Here is a 16,947-nt window from a genome sequence, read left to right as displayed (position 1 = left end):
GATCTCCAAACACCGGGCAAAAGGCCAGGTCGACCGCACCAACCACCGGGCGACCCTCACCATCGACATCCTCCACCCACCTGAGTTGACGCCCACCCCAAGCCCTTAACTACCCGGCATTGCTCCTAGCCCGCCTTGCCGCCGTTTCCGTTGCTCACAGCCGTTCCAGGGCTTTCGCCGTTCGCCGCGGCCGGCGTGGCCCCGTTGGCCCCATTGGACCCATTGGTCTCATCGGCCCCGCCCGATCCATTGAGCCCGACGGGAAGCCTGGCGCGGACCATGGTGCCCCCCTCGGGCCCCGGGCCGACCGTGCAGGAACCGCCGATCTCCGCAGCACGCTCCTGCATCGACGACATCCCCACGCCCGAACGCGCGTTCGCGGACATCCCCACACCGTTGTCGCGGACGCACAGGTGCAGGTCCCCGTTCAGGTACAGCCGGACGACGGCGCTGTCGGCCTTGGCGTGGCGGTAGACGTTGGTGAGGGCCTCCTGCACGATCCTGTACGCGGCGACCTCGGCGGCGGCGGGCAGTTTGTCCAGGTCGCCCTCCACCTGGACGTCCACGGCCGGGCCGTCCCCGGTGGCCACGACCCCGCCGAGCGCCCTGATGGCCCCGGCCAGGCCGAGGTCGTCCAGTGCGGGCGGGCGCAGGCCGTACACCAGCTCGCGGATGTCGCCGATGGTGCGTCCCATGGTGGTGCGCAGGTTCTCCAGCAGGGCGTCCACGGCCTCGGGGTCGGTCTTGAGGGTGATGCGCGCCGCGTCCACGGTCATGGCCAGGCTGGCCAGGGTGGGGCCGAGGCCGTCGTGCAGGTCGCGGCGCAGCCTGCGGCGCTCCTCCTCGCGCGTCCGCAGGATCCGCTCGCGGGACCGCTGGACGTCGGCGGCGAGCCGGGCGGCGCTGGTCAGTTCGGCCAGGTTGCGGGCCAGGACGCCCGCGAGCCGGGCGTCCGGCGGCCGGGTCACGCCGAACAGCAGGCGTCCGACGGGCTCGCCGTGCCACACCAGCGGGATCAGCTGGGGGCGCTCGCCCAGCGCGCCGTCCTCGACGGTGGCGGTGACATGGCCGTCCCGGTCCAGGACCTCGATCACCGCGCCGGACGCGCGCAGCGCCTCGCGCGCCACCGCGACGGCGGTGGCCAGCGCGGCCGACGGGTCGGAGGTGGTCTGCAGCCGCCGGTTGAGCAGGTCGGCGATCCGGTACGGGTCGCGCTCGCCGTGCAGCAGCCGGTCCACGGCGCGCTGGAGGCGCCGCCGGGCGGGCTCGAAGACCGCGCCCGCCGCGATCGCCCCGACCAGTCCGGCCAGCGGCCCGTGCCCGGAAAGCACGTGGCTGGCCGCGCCGACCAGCGCGAAGTAGACGCCAGTGATCACGACGACCAGCCCCGCGTAGACCAGGGTCCGGCTGAACACCAGGTCGATGTCGTACAGCCGGTAGCGGGTGATCGCGATCGCCACGCACAGCGGCACCGCGGCGATGGTGATGTTGCGCAGCGGGTCGCCGATGGGGGTGGTCTCGCCCACGTAGATGATCGCCTGCGCCAGCACCCCCGGGTAGATCACCCAGCCGATCTGCCGCCGCACGTCCGGCGGCGAGGTCATGAAGCGCAGCACGACCGAGAGCAGGCCGAGCACGAGCGTGCCGAGGATGACCGCGCTGATCGCGAGGGGGATGTCCTGGAACGGGTAGACCGAGACGCCGTTGTGGAAGCGCCGGGCGCCGGGGTCGACGGTCAGGTGCACGCAGACGATCAGCGGGACGGCGCACGCCGCCGCGAGCACCGGGCGGAACCAGGGCGACACCAGCCGCCCGTCCGGGAAGATCAGCGGGAGGATCAGCGTGAGGCCGAAGGTGTCGACCGCCCACAGCCACACCCCGAGCCAGTTCAGGAACCCGGCCCCGGGCCAGCCGCGCAGCTCGAACAGCGGCCCGAGGTTGAGGGCCAGCACGTAGACGGCCGCGCTGGCCCCGCACACCAGCATCAGCCGGCCGACCGCCAGGCCGGGCCGGTGGCGCAGCAGTAACGCCGCCACCGGGGTCCACATGACCGCCACCACGATCTCCGGATGCCACCACACCATCCGGCGGGCCTCGGGCAGCCACAGGCCGCTGATCAGCGAGGCGACCGCGGCGCACACGGCGGCGACGGCGACCGGCAGCGCCCAGCGGGCGCCGCCGCCCCCGCGATCCTCGGTGACCATGCGCACTCCCCGGCTTTTCAAAAGTAATGGAATGTTAAAACGTCCTGGTGGGTGTCCCGGTGCCCTGAGGGCGTCCGCCTCAGGACAGCGGGACCCGGACCCGCCGACACTGACGACGCTTCACGGGTTCCGGAGGAGCACCCGGGAAGCGGTCTCGTCCAGGTCACGGGGGATCTCGTGCAGGTCACGGGGTACACGGGAGGCGATGTCCGAGGATGCGGGGGACGGGGCGGGCGTGCGCGGGGGGCGGCGGGGGCCGGATCACGGCAGGGCCGACCACGGGCCATGCCCGGAATGTCGTGATCCGTCGAGAAAGAGGTACCGGACACGCCCGCCCCACGGCAAGACCGTCCCGCCGGTAAGGTGCGCGGACCTCGCTTCCGGAGCGTCCTCGGCGCGTGCCTCGGGGGCCGCCGTCATCGCCTCGGAGACCTGATCGGGCCGCCGGGGACAGGTCTCAGGGGACAGGTCCCAGGGGACGGATCTCAGGGGACGGCGCCCGGGCGCGGGGTCAGGCCTGGGGGACGGTGTCGTCGCGCTGCGCCAGCAGGCCGCTGTTGATCACGGTGCGGACGCCCAGGCGGAGCTGCTCGGGGTCGACGTCCTCGGTGATGAGCAGTTGCAGCAGGAATCCCGGGAGGATCCCGAAGAGGGTCCTGCCGGCGGCCTCGGCGTCGGTGTCCGGCGGCAGGAGGCCGGCCTCCGCGCAGCGCCGCACGTAGGTGATCAAGTGCGCGCGCAGGTTGGTGATGTTGTCGCGGACGTATCCGCGCAGGTCCGGTTCGTACATCGCCAGGGCCCAGGCCTGCGGGGCCAGCCGGACGGTGCCGTCGGGGCCCGACATCGCCACCATGGTGCGCGCCATCCGGACCACCACCTCGTCCAGGGGCAGGACGGGGTCGCGGTTCACGAGGTCGCCGAGGAACAGGTGCAGGTCGCCGATGACCGCGCAGGTGATGGCCTCGATGATCTCGTTCTTGCTCTTGAAGTAGCGGTAGACCGCCCCGGCCGACAGCCCGGACTCGGTGAAGATGTCCTGCATGGACGTCTCGTGGACGCCCTTGCGAATGAAGCAGGCCCGGGCGGCGTCCAGGATCTGCTGCCTGCGCCGCTCGAGATGCTCCTCGCTCACTCGTGGCATGGGACCAATTTAAAACGAATGTTCGTTCTTGACAACTCGCCATGCCGGTGTGACGCTGGGGAGATCAAAGAGAACGGATATTCGCTTTATAGGAGGCGGCCGTGAACACCTCCCCGATCCAGCGCGCCGTGGGCGTCGCTCTCGGCGCGGCGGTGCTGCAACTGCTCATGATCCTCGCCTTCTCGTGGCCCGCCGTCCGCTCCGCGCCGCACGACGTGCCCATCGTGACGGCGGGCCCGCAGGCCGCGGCCGTGGCCCAGCGGCTCGAGCACGAGCTCCCCGGCGCGTTCAAGGTCACCGGCGTCGCCGACGAGGCCGCGGCCCGAGCCGCGCTCACCGACCGCGAGGCCTACGGCGCCATCGTCACCACCCCGTCCGGTCCGCGCGTGCTGACGGCCTCGGCGGCCTCGCCGGTGATCTCCCAGCAGCTCACGCAGATGGCGCAGCAGATGTCGGGCGCCAGGGGCGGCGCCGTCCAGGACGTGGTCCCGATCGATTCGGACGACCCGCGCGGCGCGGGCTTCGGCGCCCTCGCGCTGCCGCTGATCATGTCGAGCCTCGCCGCCGCCGTGCTGCTGTTCTTCGGCGTCTCCGGCGTCGGCGCGCGGGCGGTGGGCCTGGTGTCCTTCGCCGTCCTGGGCGGCCTCGGCGCCACCTGGCTGGCCCAGGGCTGGCTGTCGGTACTGCCGGGCTCTTACCTGCTCGTCGCGTCGGTCATGGCGCTGGCCATCCTGGCCGTCTCCGCGACGGTCTCCGGCCTGGCGTCGGCGGTCGGGCGCGCGGGGATCGGACTGGGCGCGCTGACGCTCCTGCTGCTGGGCAACCCGCTGTCGGGGGCCACCTCGGCGCCCGAACTGCTGCCCCAGCCCTGGGGCGAGATCGGCCAGCTGCTCCCGCCCGGCGCGGCGGCCACGCTGCTCCGCTCGGTGGCCTACTTCGACGGCGCCGGGTCCACCGGGCCGCTGATCGTCCTGCTGAGCTGGGCGGTCGCGGGGCTGGTCCTGCTCGGCCTGGGCGGCCTGCGGTCGCGCGGCAAGCCGGCCGAGGCGCCCGAACGCGAGCCCGCCATGGCTTCCTGAGACCCGCTGAGGCGAGGCAGAACGGCAATGCCCGGCCGGTGACGCTTTCCCCGCGTCGCCGGCCGGTGGCGTTCGCCCTGGCCCACGCAGGGGTTAGGGGAATGCGAGCTCGATGCCCTTGCGGTCACTGGTGTAGCGCGCGTTCCACACGTAGAGCTTGAGGTCCTCGGGCTTGACGCCGTCCTTCACGGGAAGGTCCGCGGCGACCCGCACGACGTAGGACGCACCGGCCGGTATGAGGGTGTCCCCGGCCTCCTTGAGCGGAGGCTCGGAGCCGTTGACGCGGGCCGTGACGACGCTGCGGTTGGGCAGCGTGCACATGTCCTCGGGGATGCCCGGCTGCGGCATGCAGCGTTCGCGCGCGGACTCCGCTACCTGGGAGCGGGGCATGAACAGGTCGGCCGGATGGTCGAGGAGGGCGGGACGCCTCTGGTTGTTGGTGAGGACGTAGTCGGCGTACGCGTAGGTCATGCCGTTCTCTGTCAGGGGCGGGCTGTCGCTCAAGGGCTTCTGGTCCACGCCCGCCCTTATGGCGGCGAGGCCGTACCCGTAGCCCTCCGGTGTGGTCACGCTGAGGACGGGCCCGGTCTGGGGCGCGCTGACGGAGCCGGGCGCGTCCTGAGTCCCCCCGTTGAGCGATGGAGCGCCGCCACCGCCCGAGCCTCCGGGTCCGCCGTCGTCCGGGCGGAAGACGACGATCCCGGCCGCGATGGCGGCGATGCCGACCACGCCCGTGAGCGCTCCGGCGATGCCCAGCCTGGCCGCCCCGCGCTTCTTGCGGCGGCGGTGGGAACGGTGGCCGCGGGGCAGGGGCCCGGTTCCGGGGTGCCGGCCGGGTGGTCCCGGCCTCCCCGGCCTTCCCGGCGGCGGCCCTGGCGGCCCTGGCGGCATTCCCGGGGGCATCGGCCTGTTGGACATGGCTTCCCGTACTCCTCGGCCTCTCCGGAAGGTAAGTGCAAACTTGCCTGGCGGGCAGACCACGTTACAGGATGGCCGATTGGCGGCATATGTCCCCCAGTGGGGGGTTCGGCGGGAGCTTTTGTGCGCGAAGTGCCTCCGGACGTCCCCCGGCCCGGCGCCGGGAACGGCCGCGTCAGGCCGTCCCCGGCCGCCTCAGGACGTCGCGGAGCGGGCGTGGTCGCGCAGCAGGCCCGCCGTGCCCGAGCCGCGGAGCGAGGCGTCCAGGACCTCGGCGGTGTGCGCCACCGGAAGCCGCACGCCCTGCCGCTCCAGCGCCGTCGCGATCTGCATCGAGCAGCCGGGATTGGCGGCGACCAGCAGGTCGGCGCCCGTGGCGCGCACCCCGGCCGCCTTACGGTCGCCCAGTTCGGCGGCGGCCTCGGGCTGGAGCAGGTTGTACGTCCCCGCCGACCCGCAGCAGATGTCGGGATCGGCGATCTCCCGGACCTCCAGCTCCGGGATCCCGGCCAGGAGCGCGCGCGGCTGGCTCCGCACGCCCTGCGCGTGGGAGAGGTGGCACGCGTCGTGGTAGGCGACCGTGACCGGAAGCGGACGCCGCTCCGCCCGCGGGCCCAGCTCGGCCAGGAACTCGGCCAGATCGCGGGTCTTGGCCGACAGCGCGTCCGCCCGCCCCGCCCACTCGGGGTCGTCGGCGAGCAGGTCGCGGTACGTCTTCATCGCCGAGCCGCAGCCCGCCGCGTTCACCACGATCACGTCGACCGGCTCGAACGCCACGACCGTGCGGCGCGCGAACTCCTTCGCCTCGTCCTCCCGTCCCGAGTGCAGCGAAAGCGCGCCGCAGCAGCCCTGCGCGCGCGGGATGACCACGTCGCAGCCCTCGAGGGCCAGGACCCGCGCCGTCGCCGCGTTCACCCCCGGGAAGAACTCGCGCTGGACGCAGCCGGTGAGCATGCCCACGGTGGCGCGCCGCCCGCCGCGCGCCGCCACCCGTTCCGGAAGCCGCGGAGCACGGGAGAGGGGAGGCGCGAGCCGCTCCATCGCCGCGAGCGAGGGGGAGAGGCGTTCCAACAGGCCGCTACGCCGGACGAGGCGGTCGAGGCCCGTCCACTGGTACGCGCGCAGCGGCCCGCGCAGGGCCCGCAGCCGGTTCGGGTACGGGAACAGCTTGAAGATCGTCTCGCGGAGGGCGCGCTCGGGCAGCGACCGGGGATGCTCCCGTTCCACATCGGCGCGGGTCATCTCGATCATCCGGTCGTACTGGACCCCCGAAGGGCAGGCCGTCACGCACGCCATGCAGCCCAGGCAGCGGTCGAAGTGCTCCACCATCGGCCCGGACAGCGGCGTGCCCTGGACGTGCTGGTCCATCAGGTTGATGCGGCCGCGCGGGGAGTCCATCTCCTCGCCCCACAGCACGTAGGTGGGGCAGGTCGGCAGGCAGAACCCGCAGTGCACGCAGTCGCCGATCAGCTGGGGGAGCTCCCGCCGTGCGGGCGTTTCCTCGTCGTTCACTACAGGCCTCCCACGAAGCGGCCGGGGGACAGGCGGTATTCCGGGTCGAACTGCTCCTTGACCCGGCGCATCAGGGACAGCGCCGGGACCGGCCCCCACAGGTCGAGTTCCGCTCGTACGGTCTCGGGCGCGTAGCGGACGACGGCTCCGCCACGGTGCGGGGCGCCGATGAGGAGGGAACGGAGCCGTTCCAGGGCGTCCTTGGCCTGCCCAGGGGTCGTCTCGGACGACAGGCCGACATGACCGCGACCGTCGGCGGACCAGGTGAGCGAAGCGCCAGGGCCCGTCTCCTCTACGGCGGCCAGGAGTCCGGGGAGCGCCGCGGGCGGGGAGGTGACGTCGATCAGCGTCGTGCCGTCCGGGTAGGCGCCCCACCACTCGGGGGGCTCCTCGCCCACCTTCGCGTCCGCGCCCAAGAGGGCGGTGATCTGGGCGGTACGGGCCGTCACCCCCGCCTCGACGCCCTCCAGCAGCACCCCGATCACGACGCCTCCGCCCTGGGCGGCGACCTCCAGCGCACTCGGAGCGGTAGGGGAGTGCAGCACCGCCTGGACCGCCTCGCGCGCGCCCGCCGCGTCGGGAACCGCCCGGGTAACGTACGCGCGCGCCACCGGAACGGGATGGAGCCGGAACGTCGCCTCCACGATCAGCCCGAGCGTTCCGTACGAGCCGCTGAACAGCCGACCCAGGTCGTAGCCCGCCACGTTCTTGACGACCTTGCCGCCGGAGCGGGCGACCCGGCCGTCCGCGCGGATCACCGTCAGCCCGATGACCAGGTCGCGGGGCGAGCCGTACAGCAGGCGCAGCGGCCCCGCGGCGGCCGCGGCGATCGTGCCGCCGACGGTCGAGCCGGGCAGCGGGAAGTCCAGTGCCAGCCGCTGCCCCTGCTCCGCCAGCACCTCGGCCAGCCGGTCGGTTCCCAGCCCCGCCTGGACGGTCGCCACCAGGTCCCCGGCGGCGTGCTCGACGACCGCGTCCAGACGGGAGGTGTCGAGGAGGAGGTCGCAACGGTCCGGGGGCGTGCCCCAGTCCAGCCTGGTCTCCGCGCCGCGCGGCACCACCGCCAGGCCCTTCCCGGCGGCCGTCCGCATCACCTCGGCGGCCTCCGCCACGGTCGCGGGCGCGGCCACGATCGCCGGGACGACGCCGAGGACGCCCTCCTCCGGCTCGCCCGGCCGCACGTCGCCGCAGACCTTCGCCAGCGCGCTCAGCGCCGCGGCCCGCCCGGCCTTCCTGGGACGCCCCCTAGCCGCGCCGACGCTGGTGCTGCCCGCTTCGGTGCCGCGCGCTCCGGCGCCACGCTCTCGGCCGCTTCCGCTGCCCGGCATCAGAACTGCTCCGCCTTCCCTTGCGCGACCAGAGGGTGGACCCCCTTGCGGAACCCGGGCACCTCGCCGCACAGCCGCGGCGTCGGGAACACCTTGCCCGGATTGCACAGCCCGGCCGGATCGAAACCGCACCGCACCATCTGCATCGTGTCCAGATCGGTCTCGGTGAACATGCGGGGCATGTAGCGCGACTTGTCCACGCCCACCCCGTGCTCCCCGGTGATGGAACCGCCGTGCTCGATGCACAGGTCGAGGATCTTCCCGGAGACCTCCTCGGCGCGTTCGGCCGCGCCCTCCTCGGCGTCGTCGAACAGCACCAGCGGGTGCAGGTTGCCGTCACCGGCGTGGAACACGTTCGCGACCCGTACGCCCGACTCCGCCGACAGCGCGTCGATTCCCGCCAGGACCTCGGGCAGGGCGGTGCGCGGGATGACGCCGTCCTGCACCAGGTACGCCGGGCTGATCCGGCCCACCGCCGCGAACGCCGACTTGCGCCCCCTCCAGATGAGCGCCCGCTCGGCGTCGTCGGCCGCCACCCTGATCTCGAACGCGCCCGCGTCCCGGCACAGCTTCTCGACCTGCGCGAACTGGTGCTCCACCTCGGCCGCCGGGCCGTCCAGCTCCACGATCAGCACCGCGCCCGCGCCCGGCGGGTACTCGCAGCGCACGGCGGCCTCGGCCGCCTCGATCGACAGCGCGTCCATCATCTCGATCGCGGCCGGCACCATCCCCGCGCCGATGATCGCCGACACCGCGGTGCCGCCCGCCTCGATCGAGGTGAACGCCGCCAGCAGCGTCTGCACGGTCTCCGGCACCCGGGTCAGCCGGACCGTGATCTTGGTGGTGATGCCCAGCGTGCCCTCCGCGCCGACGAACACGCCCAGCAGGTCGTAGCCGGGGTCGTCGGCCGACAGCTCGGTGATCTCCCCGTCCGGGGTGACGATCTCGCAGGCCAGCACGTGGTGCGCGGTGAAGCCGTACTTCAGGCAGTGCGCGCCGCCGGAGTTCTCCGCCACGTTCCCGCCCACCGAGCAGATCTGCTGGCTGGACGGGTCGGGCGCGAAGTAGTAGCCGTACGGGCGCGCGGCCCGGCTCACGTCCAGGTTGATCACGCCCGGCTCGACCACCGCCCGCCGGTTCTCGACGTCGATCTCCAGGATCCGGCGCATCCGGGAGGTGACGATCAGGACCCCGTCGGTGCGCGGCAGCGCGCCCCCCGACAGCCCCGTGCCCGAACCCCGCGCCACGTACGGGATCCCCGCGGCGGCGCAGGCCCGCACGATCTGCGCGATCTGCTCGGCGGTGCCGGGCAGCACGACCAGGCCCGGCATCGCCCGGTGGGTGGTCAGGCCGTCGCACTCGTAGGTGCGCAGCCGCACCGGGTCCGAGATCACGGCGTCGTCGCCCAGCAGGGCGGTGAAGCGCGCGGCGAGGGCGCGCAGCGCGGCCGCGCCCTCGGCCGCCTGTGACGACTCGAATGCGTCCGATGTCTGGGATGCGTCGGGTGTCGGTTCCATCGTGTCCACCATGCTCCCGTGCGTGAACGACCGCAAGATCGGCCCCGCGGCCGCCCGTCCCGGCGTGCGGGGACGGGCGGCCCGTCCTGCGGGCCTCGCCTCGGCGGGGCCAGCCCGGCGGCGCGGGCGCGGGCGATCAGGGCGTCCGCCCGCCGCTCAGGGCATCCGCTCGTACGCCGGGGTCGTGAGGAACTCCGAGTACTCGTCGGCGAGCGTGACCTCCTTGAACAGCGCCACGGCCTGGTTGTAGCGCGGCTCGTTGTAGGCGTCGCCGAGCTCGGCGCGGATCGCGCCGAGCTCCTCCTCCAGCAGCCGCTCGACCAGCTCCCTGGTGACCTTCTCGCCCTCCTTCAGCGTGACCCCGTTGTAGATCCACTGCCACACCTGGGAACGCGAGATCTCGGCGGTCGCGGCGTCCTCCATCAGGTTGTGGATCGCCACCGCGCCCGCCCCGTCCAGCCAGGTCGCCAGGTAGCGCAGCGCCACGTCGATGTTGTTGCGCAGCCCCGCCTCGGTGATGTCGCCCGGCGTCGCGGCCACGTTCAGCAGGTCGGCGGCCGAGACCCGGACGTCCTCGCGCAGCCGCTCGCGCTGGTTGGGACGGTCGCCGAGCACGCCGTCGAAGACCTCCCGGCAGACCGGGACCAGGTCCGGGTGGGCCACCCAGGAGCCGTCGAAGCCGTCGCCGGACTCGCGGGTCTTGTCCGCCCGCACCTTCTCCAGCGCGATCTTGTTGACCTCCTCGTCCCGCCGGGACGGGATGAACGCCGCCATGCCACCGATCGCGTGCGCGCCGCGCTTGTGGCAGGTGCGCACCAGCAGCTCGGTGTAGGCGCGCATGAACGGGGCGGTCATCGTGATCGCGTTCCGCTCCGGCAGGACGAAGTCCTCGCCCCGGTCCCGGAACTTCTTGATCACCGAGAAGAGGTAGTCCCAGCGGCCCGCGTTCAGCCCGGCCGAGTGGTCGCGCAGCTCGTACAGGATCTCCTCCATCTCGAACGCCGCCGGGATCGTCTCGATCAGCACGGTGGCGCGGATGGTGCCGCGCGGGATCTCCAGGGTGTCCTGGGCGAGGTTGAACGCGTCGTTCCAGAGCCGCGCCTCCAGGTGGCTCTCCATCTTCGGCAGGTAGAAGTAGGGGCCCTTGCCCTTCTCGGACTGCCGCCGCGCGCAGTGGAAGAAGTAGAGGCCGAAGTCGAACAGCGACCCCGACATCGGCTTGCCGTCGACCAGGAGGTGCTTCTCCTCCATGTGCCAGCCGCGCGGCCGCACGACGATCGTCGCCAGCTCGCCGTCGTCCTTGAGCGCGTAGGACTTGCCGCTCCTGGCGTCGGTGAAGTCGATCGTGCGGTCGAGGGCGTCACGCAGGTTGAGCTGGCCCTGGAGCATGTTGTCCCACAGCGGGGTGTTGGCGTCCTCGAAGTCGGCCAGCCACACCTTGGCGCCCGAGTTGAGCGCGTTGATGGTCATCTTCCGGTCGGTCGGCCCGGTGATCTCGACCCGGCGGTCCTCGAGGCCGGGCGCCGGCTGGGCGACCCGCCAGGCGTCGTCCTGCCGGACCCCGGCGGTCTCCGGCAGGAAGTCCAGGGTGCCGCCCGCCGACAGCCGCTCCTGGCGCTCGGCCCGGGCCCGCAGCAGCAGCTCGCGCCGCTCGCCGAACTCCCGCTGCAGGGCGGCGAGGAGGCCGAGCGCGTCGGGCGTCAGGATCTCGTCGTATCGGTCGCGGAGGGTACCGGTGATCTCGACCCCTTCGGGTGCAGCCATCTGCCTGCCCTTTCGTATAGTGAAATTCGACTTCTGTTGTGTGAAGAACGCTACTTGGCGGTACGGATGCCGGTCAAAGCACCCCCGGCCGAGCATCCCGGCGTCCCCGGAAGGTCTTCCCAGCCACCGCCCGCCAACCGCCCCGCCGGGCAGGGCCGGACGGCGGAGGCGCCGCGCGAAGAGCCGGAGCGGCGTGCAGGCACGACGGGACCGGGACCGGCCGCCGCGCCCCAGCAGGCGTGAGCTGCGGGATCGGCGGGGATAATCGCATGACCTACGCGGGCCCGCGTGAGACCATCGCCGGGAAGACACAGCCGCTTCGCGGCGTTTAACAGAGGACATATGACTGAAGCCTTCCCTGAAGAACAAGAGCCCCGAGTGACCGGTACGTACGAGGAAGACGAGCCGCTGACCGGCGAGCTCGACCTGGAGGACCGGCGGGCACTGCGCCGTGTGGCGGGCCTTTCCACCGAGCTGACCGACGTCACCGAGGTGGAGTACCGCGCGCTCCGGCTGGAGCGCGTCGTCCTGGTCGGCGTCTGGACCGAGGGCACGGCCGAGATGGCCGAGAACTCCCTGCGCGAGCTGGCGCTGCTCGCCGAGACGGCGGGCTCGCAGGTGCTGGAGGCTCTCGTCCAGCGCCGCAACCGGCCCGACCCGGCGACCTACATCGGCTCCGGCAAGGCCGCCGAGCTGCGCGACATCGTGATCTCCACCGGCGCCGACACCGTCATCTGCGACGGCGAGCTGGCGCCCGGCCAGCTGCGGCACCTGGAGGAGACCGTCCAGGTCAAGGTGATCGACCGGACCGCGCTGATCCTGGACATCTTCGCCCAGCACGCCAAGAGCCGCGAGGGCAAGGCGCAGGTGGAGCTGGCCCAGCTCAGCTACCTGATGCCGCGGCTGCGCGGCTGGGGCGGCAACCTGTCCCGCCAGGTCGGCGGACGGGCCGCCGGCGGCGTGGGCATCGGCGGCCGCGGCCCCGGTGAGACCAAGATCGAGCTGGACCGGCGCCGGATCCGCACCCGGATGGCCAAGCTGCGCCGCCAGATCGAGGGCATGTCCAAGGGGCGCGAGGCGATGCGCCGCGAGCGGCGCCGCCACGAGGTCCCGGCGGTGGCCATCGCGGGCTACACCAACGCGGGCAAGTCGTCCCTGCTCAACCGGCTGACCGGCGCGGGCGTGCTGGTGGAGGACGCGCTGTTCGCCACCCTCGACCCGACCGTCCGCCGGGCCCAGACCCCGGGCGGGCGGACCTACACCCTGGCCGACACGGTCGGGTTCGTCCGGCACCTGCCGCACCAGCTGGTGGAGGCGTTCCGCTCCACCCTGGAGGAGGTCACCGACGCCGGGCTGATCCTGCACGTGGTGGACGCCTCCGACCCCGACCCCGAGGCGCAGATCGACGCGGTGCGGGAGGTGCTGCGCGAGATCGAGGCGCAGGACATCCCCGAGATCATCGTGATCAACAAGGCGGACGCCGCGGACGATCTCGCCATCGCCCGGCTGCAGCTGCGCGAACCGCACAGCGTGGTCGTTTCGGCCCGCACCGGACTCGGCATCGACCGGCTCCGCGAGGCCATCGAGGCCGACCTGCCCGGCCTGGAGCGGGAGATGCGGGTGCTGCTGCCGTACGAGCGCGGTGACCTGGTCGCGCGCGCACACGAGCGCGGCGAGGTCCTCAAGCAGGAGCACCTCGCCGAGGGCACGGTCCTGCACGCCCGCGTGCCCGAGGACCTGGCCAATGAGCTGGAGCGATACGAGGACCTGGCCCCCACCGCCACCCTCTGAACAGGCGGCCGTGCGGCCGTCGAACGACCCTGGGGCGCCACCCCTCCCCGTTCGGGAGGGGCGGCGCTCTTCGTGTACGAACGGTAGGCGAGCGGCTCGGCCGCCGGTTTGACGAAGGGCTCCCACCGGGTTTCGGCCAGACCAACGGTCGCTCTATGTCTCATCCAAATTCGGGTAAGGAGCCGGACGAAATACCGAATGGTGGTCGCCGAACGGTGACAGCTTCTGCATTCCGCTTGACGCCGTCCCTGGAATCCGTACGGTCATAGGACCAGGGCGGGGCGAGGGCGGCGATGCACGATGACCGGATGGTGCTTGGGTTTTTTGATAATGTGCGACCATTGTCCGGTTGTCGTACGCCGGTGACCAGTGTGAACGCACGGCCCTCCCAGCCTGCCACCCCCCGCTCCCCTGGAACCTTTCCCGCGGTGGCCGCGTTCGCCGAACAGAGGTTGTCCGCCGGGCCTCGAGTGCACTACCGTGACGAAACCGATATCTCCGGTCTCGTTGCTCATGGTGATCATCCGATCACCCGACCCTCCAGCGGTGAATCGCCGGCACCCAGTCGGCATTCCGGAACGAGAGCAGGTGGCCCACGTCATGGCAGGTATGGACCCGCGAGCAGGAAACCCGCTCCCGCGCGCCATGGCACGCCCGTACCCCGGCCCGGCGGCCAGCGGGCCGCCCAGGCAGGCGGATGGCGCGTTCCACCGGCGCCCGTCCCGCCCCGTCACGGCCACCCGTTCCGCGCCCTCGCACGGCGCCCCGACCGCTCCGGGCCGGTGACCCTATGACGGTACGGCTGTTGACGAACATCGGAAGACTCTGGACGGGCACCGACGTCTGCAGCAACGCCGCCGTGCTCATCCACGACGACCGGATCGTCTGGGCCGGCCCCGCCGCGGACCTGCCCCAGAGCGTGCCCGGCATCATCGACGACATCGTCGACGTCGACCACGTGGAGAACCTCGGCGGCGGGCTGGTCACCCCGGGCCTGATCGACGCGCACTCCCACCCGGTGTACGCGGGCAACCGCTGGGCCGAGCTGGCCATGCGCACCAGCGGCTCGTCCCACTCGGCGATCGCCGCGGCCGGCGGCGGGGTCAACTCCACCGTGACCGTCACCCGCGGCACCGACCCCTGGACGCTGTGCAACGGCGTCCGCGAACGCCTCCGCCAGTGGATCCTCGCGGGCACCACCACCGTCGAGGCCAAGACCGGCTACCACCTCACCCGCGACGGCGAACTGGCCGACATCCGCATGCTGCGCTCGCTGGAGGGCGAGCCGTCCATGCCCAGGATCCACGCCACGTTCCTGGCCGCCCACATCCTCCCGCCGGAGTTCTTCGGCCGCCGCCGCGACTACATCGAGGCCGTCCGCCAGTGGGCCGGCGACGCCGCCGTCGCCGGCGCCGACAGCATCGACGTCTACTGCGACGAGGGCCACTTCACCGCCGAGGAGGCCCGCGCCCTCCTCCTCACCGGCAAGCGCTCCGGCCTGAAGGCCCGCATGCACGCCTGCGCCAACGAGCGCGTCGGCGCCGCCCAGGTCGCCGCCGAGGTGGGCTGCGCGTCCGCCGACCTGCTCACCCAGGCCAACGACGACGACATCAAGGCCCTCGCGCACGCCGGGGTCACCGCGACCGTCTGCCCCGGCAGCGCCCTCAACAGCGCCCGTCCGCCCGCCCCGGTCCGCTCCATGCTCGACCGCGGCGTCACCGTCGCGCTCGGCACCGACCACAACCCGGGCCAGTGCGGCATCACCTCCATGCCCCTGGTGATCGGACTGTCGGTCGCCATGTTCGGCCTGAGCGTCACCGAGGCCCTGCGCGCCGCCACACTCGGCGGAGCCTCCGCGCTGCGCGTCGGCGACCGAGGCTCCCTGGCACCGGGCATGCTGGCCGACATCGTCCTGTGGGACGCCGACCACGAGGGCGCCTTCGCGTGGGCCTTCGGCCTCCGAGCCCTGAGAGTCTGGCGAGGCGGCGTCCCCGTCCAAGCCTGACCCCAGCCCGCCAGAAGGGTCGGTGCCGGCACTCCCACGCTCGTTGAGGCTGCTGAACCACCACTAGGAGAAGATGTAGCGGCTGGCCCGTTCGGACGCGTGTGCGGTGCGGCCCGGCGGGAGTGCCCGGGATCCCACCAAGGACGCCCTACGCGTTCAGCGTCCGCCGCATCGGGTAGAGGGGATGCGCGGCTATCCGCCCGTTACACAGCGATACATCATGGTCACCCTGAACCCTGTTCCGAGGAGTAATCTCCTGCCATGGGAAGCGCGGTCGCGGTCGTCACGGATTCCACTGCCTACCTCCCGCCCGGTCTGGCCGAAAGGCACGGCCTCACCGTCGTCCCGCTCCAGATAGCGATCGGCGCCGAGCTGCGGGACGAAGGCGAGGTCACCACCGCGGAGGCGGCCCAGGCATTGAAGGACTGGCAGCCCGTCACCACATCCCGCCCGGCCCCCGAACGCTTTACCCACGCGTTCAAGGCCGCGGCCGGAGGGGGCGCGAGCGCGGTCGTCTCGGTCCACCTCTCCGCCGCGATGTCAGGCACGGTCGAGGCCGCGCGTCTGGCCGCCGAGGACGCCCCCGTCCCCGTCCATGTCGTCGACTCGGGCACCATCGGGCTCGGCCTGGGCTTCTCCGCCCTCTCCGCCGCGGCGGCCGCCCTCGACGGTGCGACGGCCGCCGACGTGGTCGCCGCCGCCGAACGCCGCGCGGAGCTGTCGCGGTCGCTCTTCTACGTCGACACCCTCGAGCATCTCCGCCGCGGCGGCCGGATCGGCGCGGCGGCCACCCTGCTCGGGTCCGCCCTCATGGTCAAACCCCTTCTCGGCATTGACGGCGGCAAGATCGCTCCTCTGGAGAAGGTCCGCACCTCCTCCCGCGCCCTTGCCCGGCTCACCGAACTCGCCGTGGCCGAGGCGGGTGAACGCCCCGTCGACCTGGGCGTCCAGCACCTCGCCGCGGCCCACCGAGCCGAAACCCTCGCCCAGAATCTCCGCGAGCGCATTCCCCACGTGGGGGATGTGTACGTGGGTGAGGTCGGTCCGGTCATCGGCGCCCACGTCGGCCCCGGGATGCTGGGCGTCGTCGTGGCACCCCATCTCTGAGAGTTATCCACAATTTCCGGGCCCTCTGCCGCTACCCCGCCCGGCTCCTTACCGTCGGATGAATGAAACGCCCGACCACCCAGCGCCTCGTTCCCGCAGTGCCCCCACCTGCAAAGAACGATCTTCCGCCCGCCGCCCATTTACGTTCATCCCCGTCCCGGTCAAACCAGGCAGACCAAGATCAGAGCCCAGCTCTTCCAGAACGACCGCGTCCGCCTGAAGAGCCCGATTCCCCGCAACAGACAGAGAAGGAATCACCTTCTTCTCTCCCACACCTGTTCCCGGATTACCCGCGACCAGCCGAACTCGGACTTGGGGTGGAAGGCCAGGACCCAACCACCTCGCCAGAGCCGATGCCATCGGAGGTGCCAGCCACCTCGGACGGAGTGATTCCACCGCCTCCTCCGGAATGGTCACCCTGGTGGTCGCACGAAGCGCCAGATCCCGCCGATCCAGAGCCTCATCCCGACCACACCGACCAAGAGACCGACTCGAACCTCCCGCAGTCCTCATTGGACGTGCCGCAGTCGCGTTCGGCCACGTCCCAGCCCCGTTCGGACGTGCCGCAATCTGGTTCAGGT

At 72.3% G+C, this 16,947-nt stretch carries 11 protein-coding genes; 4 read left to right on the top strand and 7 right to left on the bottom strand.

Translation table 11 applies throughout. The annotated features are described in order from the left end of the window. Nucleotides 1-125: 125 nt before the first annotated feature. The gene (locus ACFPZN_RS44465; RefSeq protein ID WP_378288964.1) at nt 126-2,204 is read right to left on the bottom strand and encodes a sensor histidine kinase; all 2,079 of its coding nucleotides are present in this window, start codon (nt 2,202-2,204) and stop codon (nt 126-128) included. A 511-nt stretch (nt 2,205-2,715) separates the two neighbouring features. Then, nucleotides 2,716-3,345 (bottom strand): TetR/AcrR family transcriptional regulator, encoded by a 630-nt coding sequence (locus tag ACFPZN_RS44460; protein WP_378288962.1) that lies wholly within the window; start codon nt 3,343-3,345, stop codon nt 2,716-2,718. Nucleotides 3,346-3,446: 101 nt separating this feature from the next. Here ACFPZN_RS44460 and ACFPZN_RS44455 point away from each other — a divergent pair, with 101 nt between their 5' ends. Further along, the gene (locus tag ACFPZN_RS44455) at nt 3,447-4,424 is read left to right on the top strand and encodes a hypothetical protein (protein ID WP_378288959.1); all 978 of its coding nucleotides are present in this window, start codon (nt 3,447-3,449) and stop codon (nt 4,422-4,424) included. Between the two features lie 93 nt (nt 4,425-4,517). Here the strand turns inward: ACFPZN_RS44455 and ACFPZN_RS44450 are convergent, their stop codons facing one another. The 5 genes from ACFPZN_RS44450 to aceB all read right to left on the bottom strand — a co-directional run bounded on the left by ACFPZN_RS44450 (nt 4,518) and on the right by aceB (nt 11,463). Beyond that, nucleotides 4,518-5,342 carry a hypothetical protein gene (locus ACFPZN_RS44450; protein ID WP_378288957.1) on the bottom strand — a complete coding sequence of 275 codons (825 nt, stop codon included), beginning with the start codon at nt 5,340-5,342 and terminating at the stop codon, nt 4,518-4,520. 195 nt (nt 5,343-5,537) lie between these two features. After that, entirely contained in the window at nt 5,538-6,854 is a 1,317-nt protein-coding gene (locus ACFPZN_RS44445; RefSeq protein ID WP_378288955.1) for a (Fe-S)-binding protein, read from the bottom strand. After that, complete coding sequence (locus ACFPZN_RS44440; RefSeq protein ID WP_378288953.1) at nt 6,854-8,182, bottom strand: FAD-binding oxidoreductase; 1,329 nt, start codon at nt 8,180-8,182, stop codon at nt 6,854-6,856. Before ACFPZN_RS44440 ends, ACFPZN_RS44445 begins: the two co-directional genes overlap by 1 nt. Continuing rightward, complete coding sequence (locus ACFPZN_RS44435; RefSeq protein ID WP_378288950.1) at nt 8,182-9,699, bottom strand: FAD-linked oxidase C-terminal domain-containing protein; 1,518 nt, start codon at nt 9,697-9,699, stop codon at nt 8,182-8,184. Before ACFPZN_RS44435 ends, ACFPZN_RS44440 begins: the two co-directional genes overlap by 1 nt. 156 nt (nt 9,700-9,855) lie before the next feature. Further along, nucleotides 9,856-11,463, bottom strand: coding sequence for a malate synthase A (aceB, locus tag ACFPZN_RS44430; RefSeq protein ID WP_378288948.1), 1,608 nt, complete (start codon nt 11,461-11,463; stop codon nt 9,856-9,858). Between the two features lie 342 nt (nt 11,464-11,805). Between aceB and hflX the strand changes: the two genes are divergently transcribed. From hflX to ACFPZN_RS44415, 3 genes are all read left to right on the top strand, one after another. Next, complete coding sequence (gene hflX / locus ACFPZN_RS44425) at nt 11,806-13,254, top strand: GTPase HflX (RefSeq protein WP_378288946.1); 1,449 nt, start codon at nt 11,806-11,808, stop codon at nt 13,252-13,254. A 790-nt stretch (nt 13,255-14,044) separates the two neighbouring features. Further along, nucleotides 14,045-15,259 (top strand): imidazolonepropionase, encoded by a 1,215-nt coding sequence (gene hutI, locus ACFPZN_RS44420; RefSeq protein WP_378288944.1) that lies wholly within the window; start codon nt 14,045-14,047, stop codon nt 15,257-15,259. A 261-nt stretch (nt 15,260-15,520) separates the two neighbouring features. Then, complete coding sequence (locus ACFPZN_RS44415) at nt 15,521-16,366, top strand: DegV family protein (protein WP_378288942.1); 846 nt, start codon at nt 15,521-15,523, stop codon at nt 16,364-16,366. Nucleotides 16,367-16,947: the final 581 nt, after the last annotated feature.

The organism is Actinomadura rugatobispora (assembly GCF_042656285.1).
Classification (GTDB): Bacteria; Actinomycetota; Actinomycetes; order Streptosporangiales; family Streptosporangiaceae; genus Spirillospora; species Spirillospora rugatobispora.
Note: the sequence above shows the minus strand (reverse complement) of the source record. Positions and strands in the feature narration are given on the sequence as shown.

What these genes read in the sequence shown, in the direction of transcription:
- ACFPZN_RS44465 (WP_378288964.1), bottom strand. Translation starts at nt 2,204, where the DNA reads ATGGTCACCGAGGATCGCGGGGGCGGCGGCGCCCGCTGGGCGCTGCCG.
- ACFPZN_RS44460 (WP_378288962.1), bottom strand. Translation starts at nt 3,345, where the DNA reads ATGCCACGAGTGAGCGAGGAGCATCTCGAGCGGCGCAGGCAGCAGATC.
- ACFPZN_RS44450 (WP_378288957.1), bottom strand. Translation starts at nt 5,342, where the DNA reads ATGTCCAACAGGCCGATGCCCCCGGGAATGCCGCCAGGGCCGCCAGGG.
- ACFPZN_RS44440 (WP_378288953.1), bottom strand. Translation starts at nt 8,182, where the DNA reads ATGCCGGGCAGCGGAAGCGGCCGAGAGCGTGGCGCCGGAGCGCGCGGC.
- ACFPZN_RS44435 (WP_378288950.1), bottom strand. Translation starts at nt 9,699, where the DNA reads ATGGAACCGACACCCGACGCATCCCAGACATCGGACGCATTCGAGTCG.
- aceB (WP_378288948.1), bottom strand. Translation starts at nt 11,463, where the DNA reads ATGGCTGCACCCGAAGGGGTCGAGATCACCGGTACCCTCCGCGACCGA.
- hflX (WP_378288946.1), top strand. Translation starts at nt 11,806, where the DNA reads ATGACTGAAGCCTTCCCTGAAGAACAAGAGCCCCGAGTGACCGGTACG.
- hutI (WP_378288944.1), top strand. Translation starts at nt 14,045, where the DNA reads ATGACGGTACGGCTGTTGACGAACATCGGAAGACTCTGGACGGGCACC.
- ACFPZN_RS44415 (WP_378288942.1), top strand. Translation starts at nt 15,521, where the DNA reads ATGGGAAGCGCGGTCGCGGTCGTCACGGATTCCACTGCCTACCTCCCG.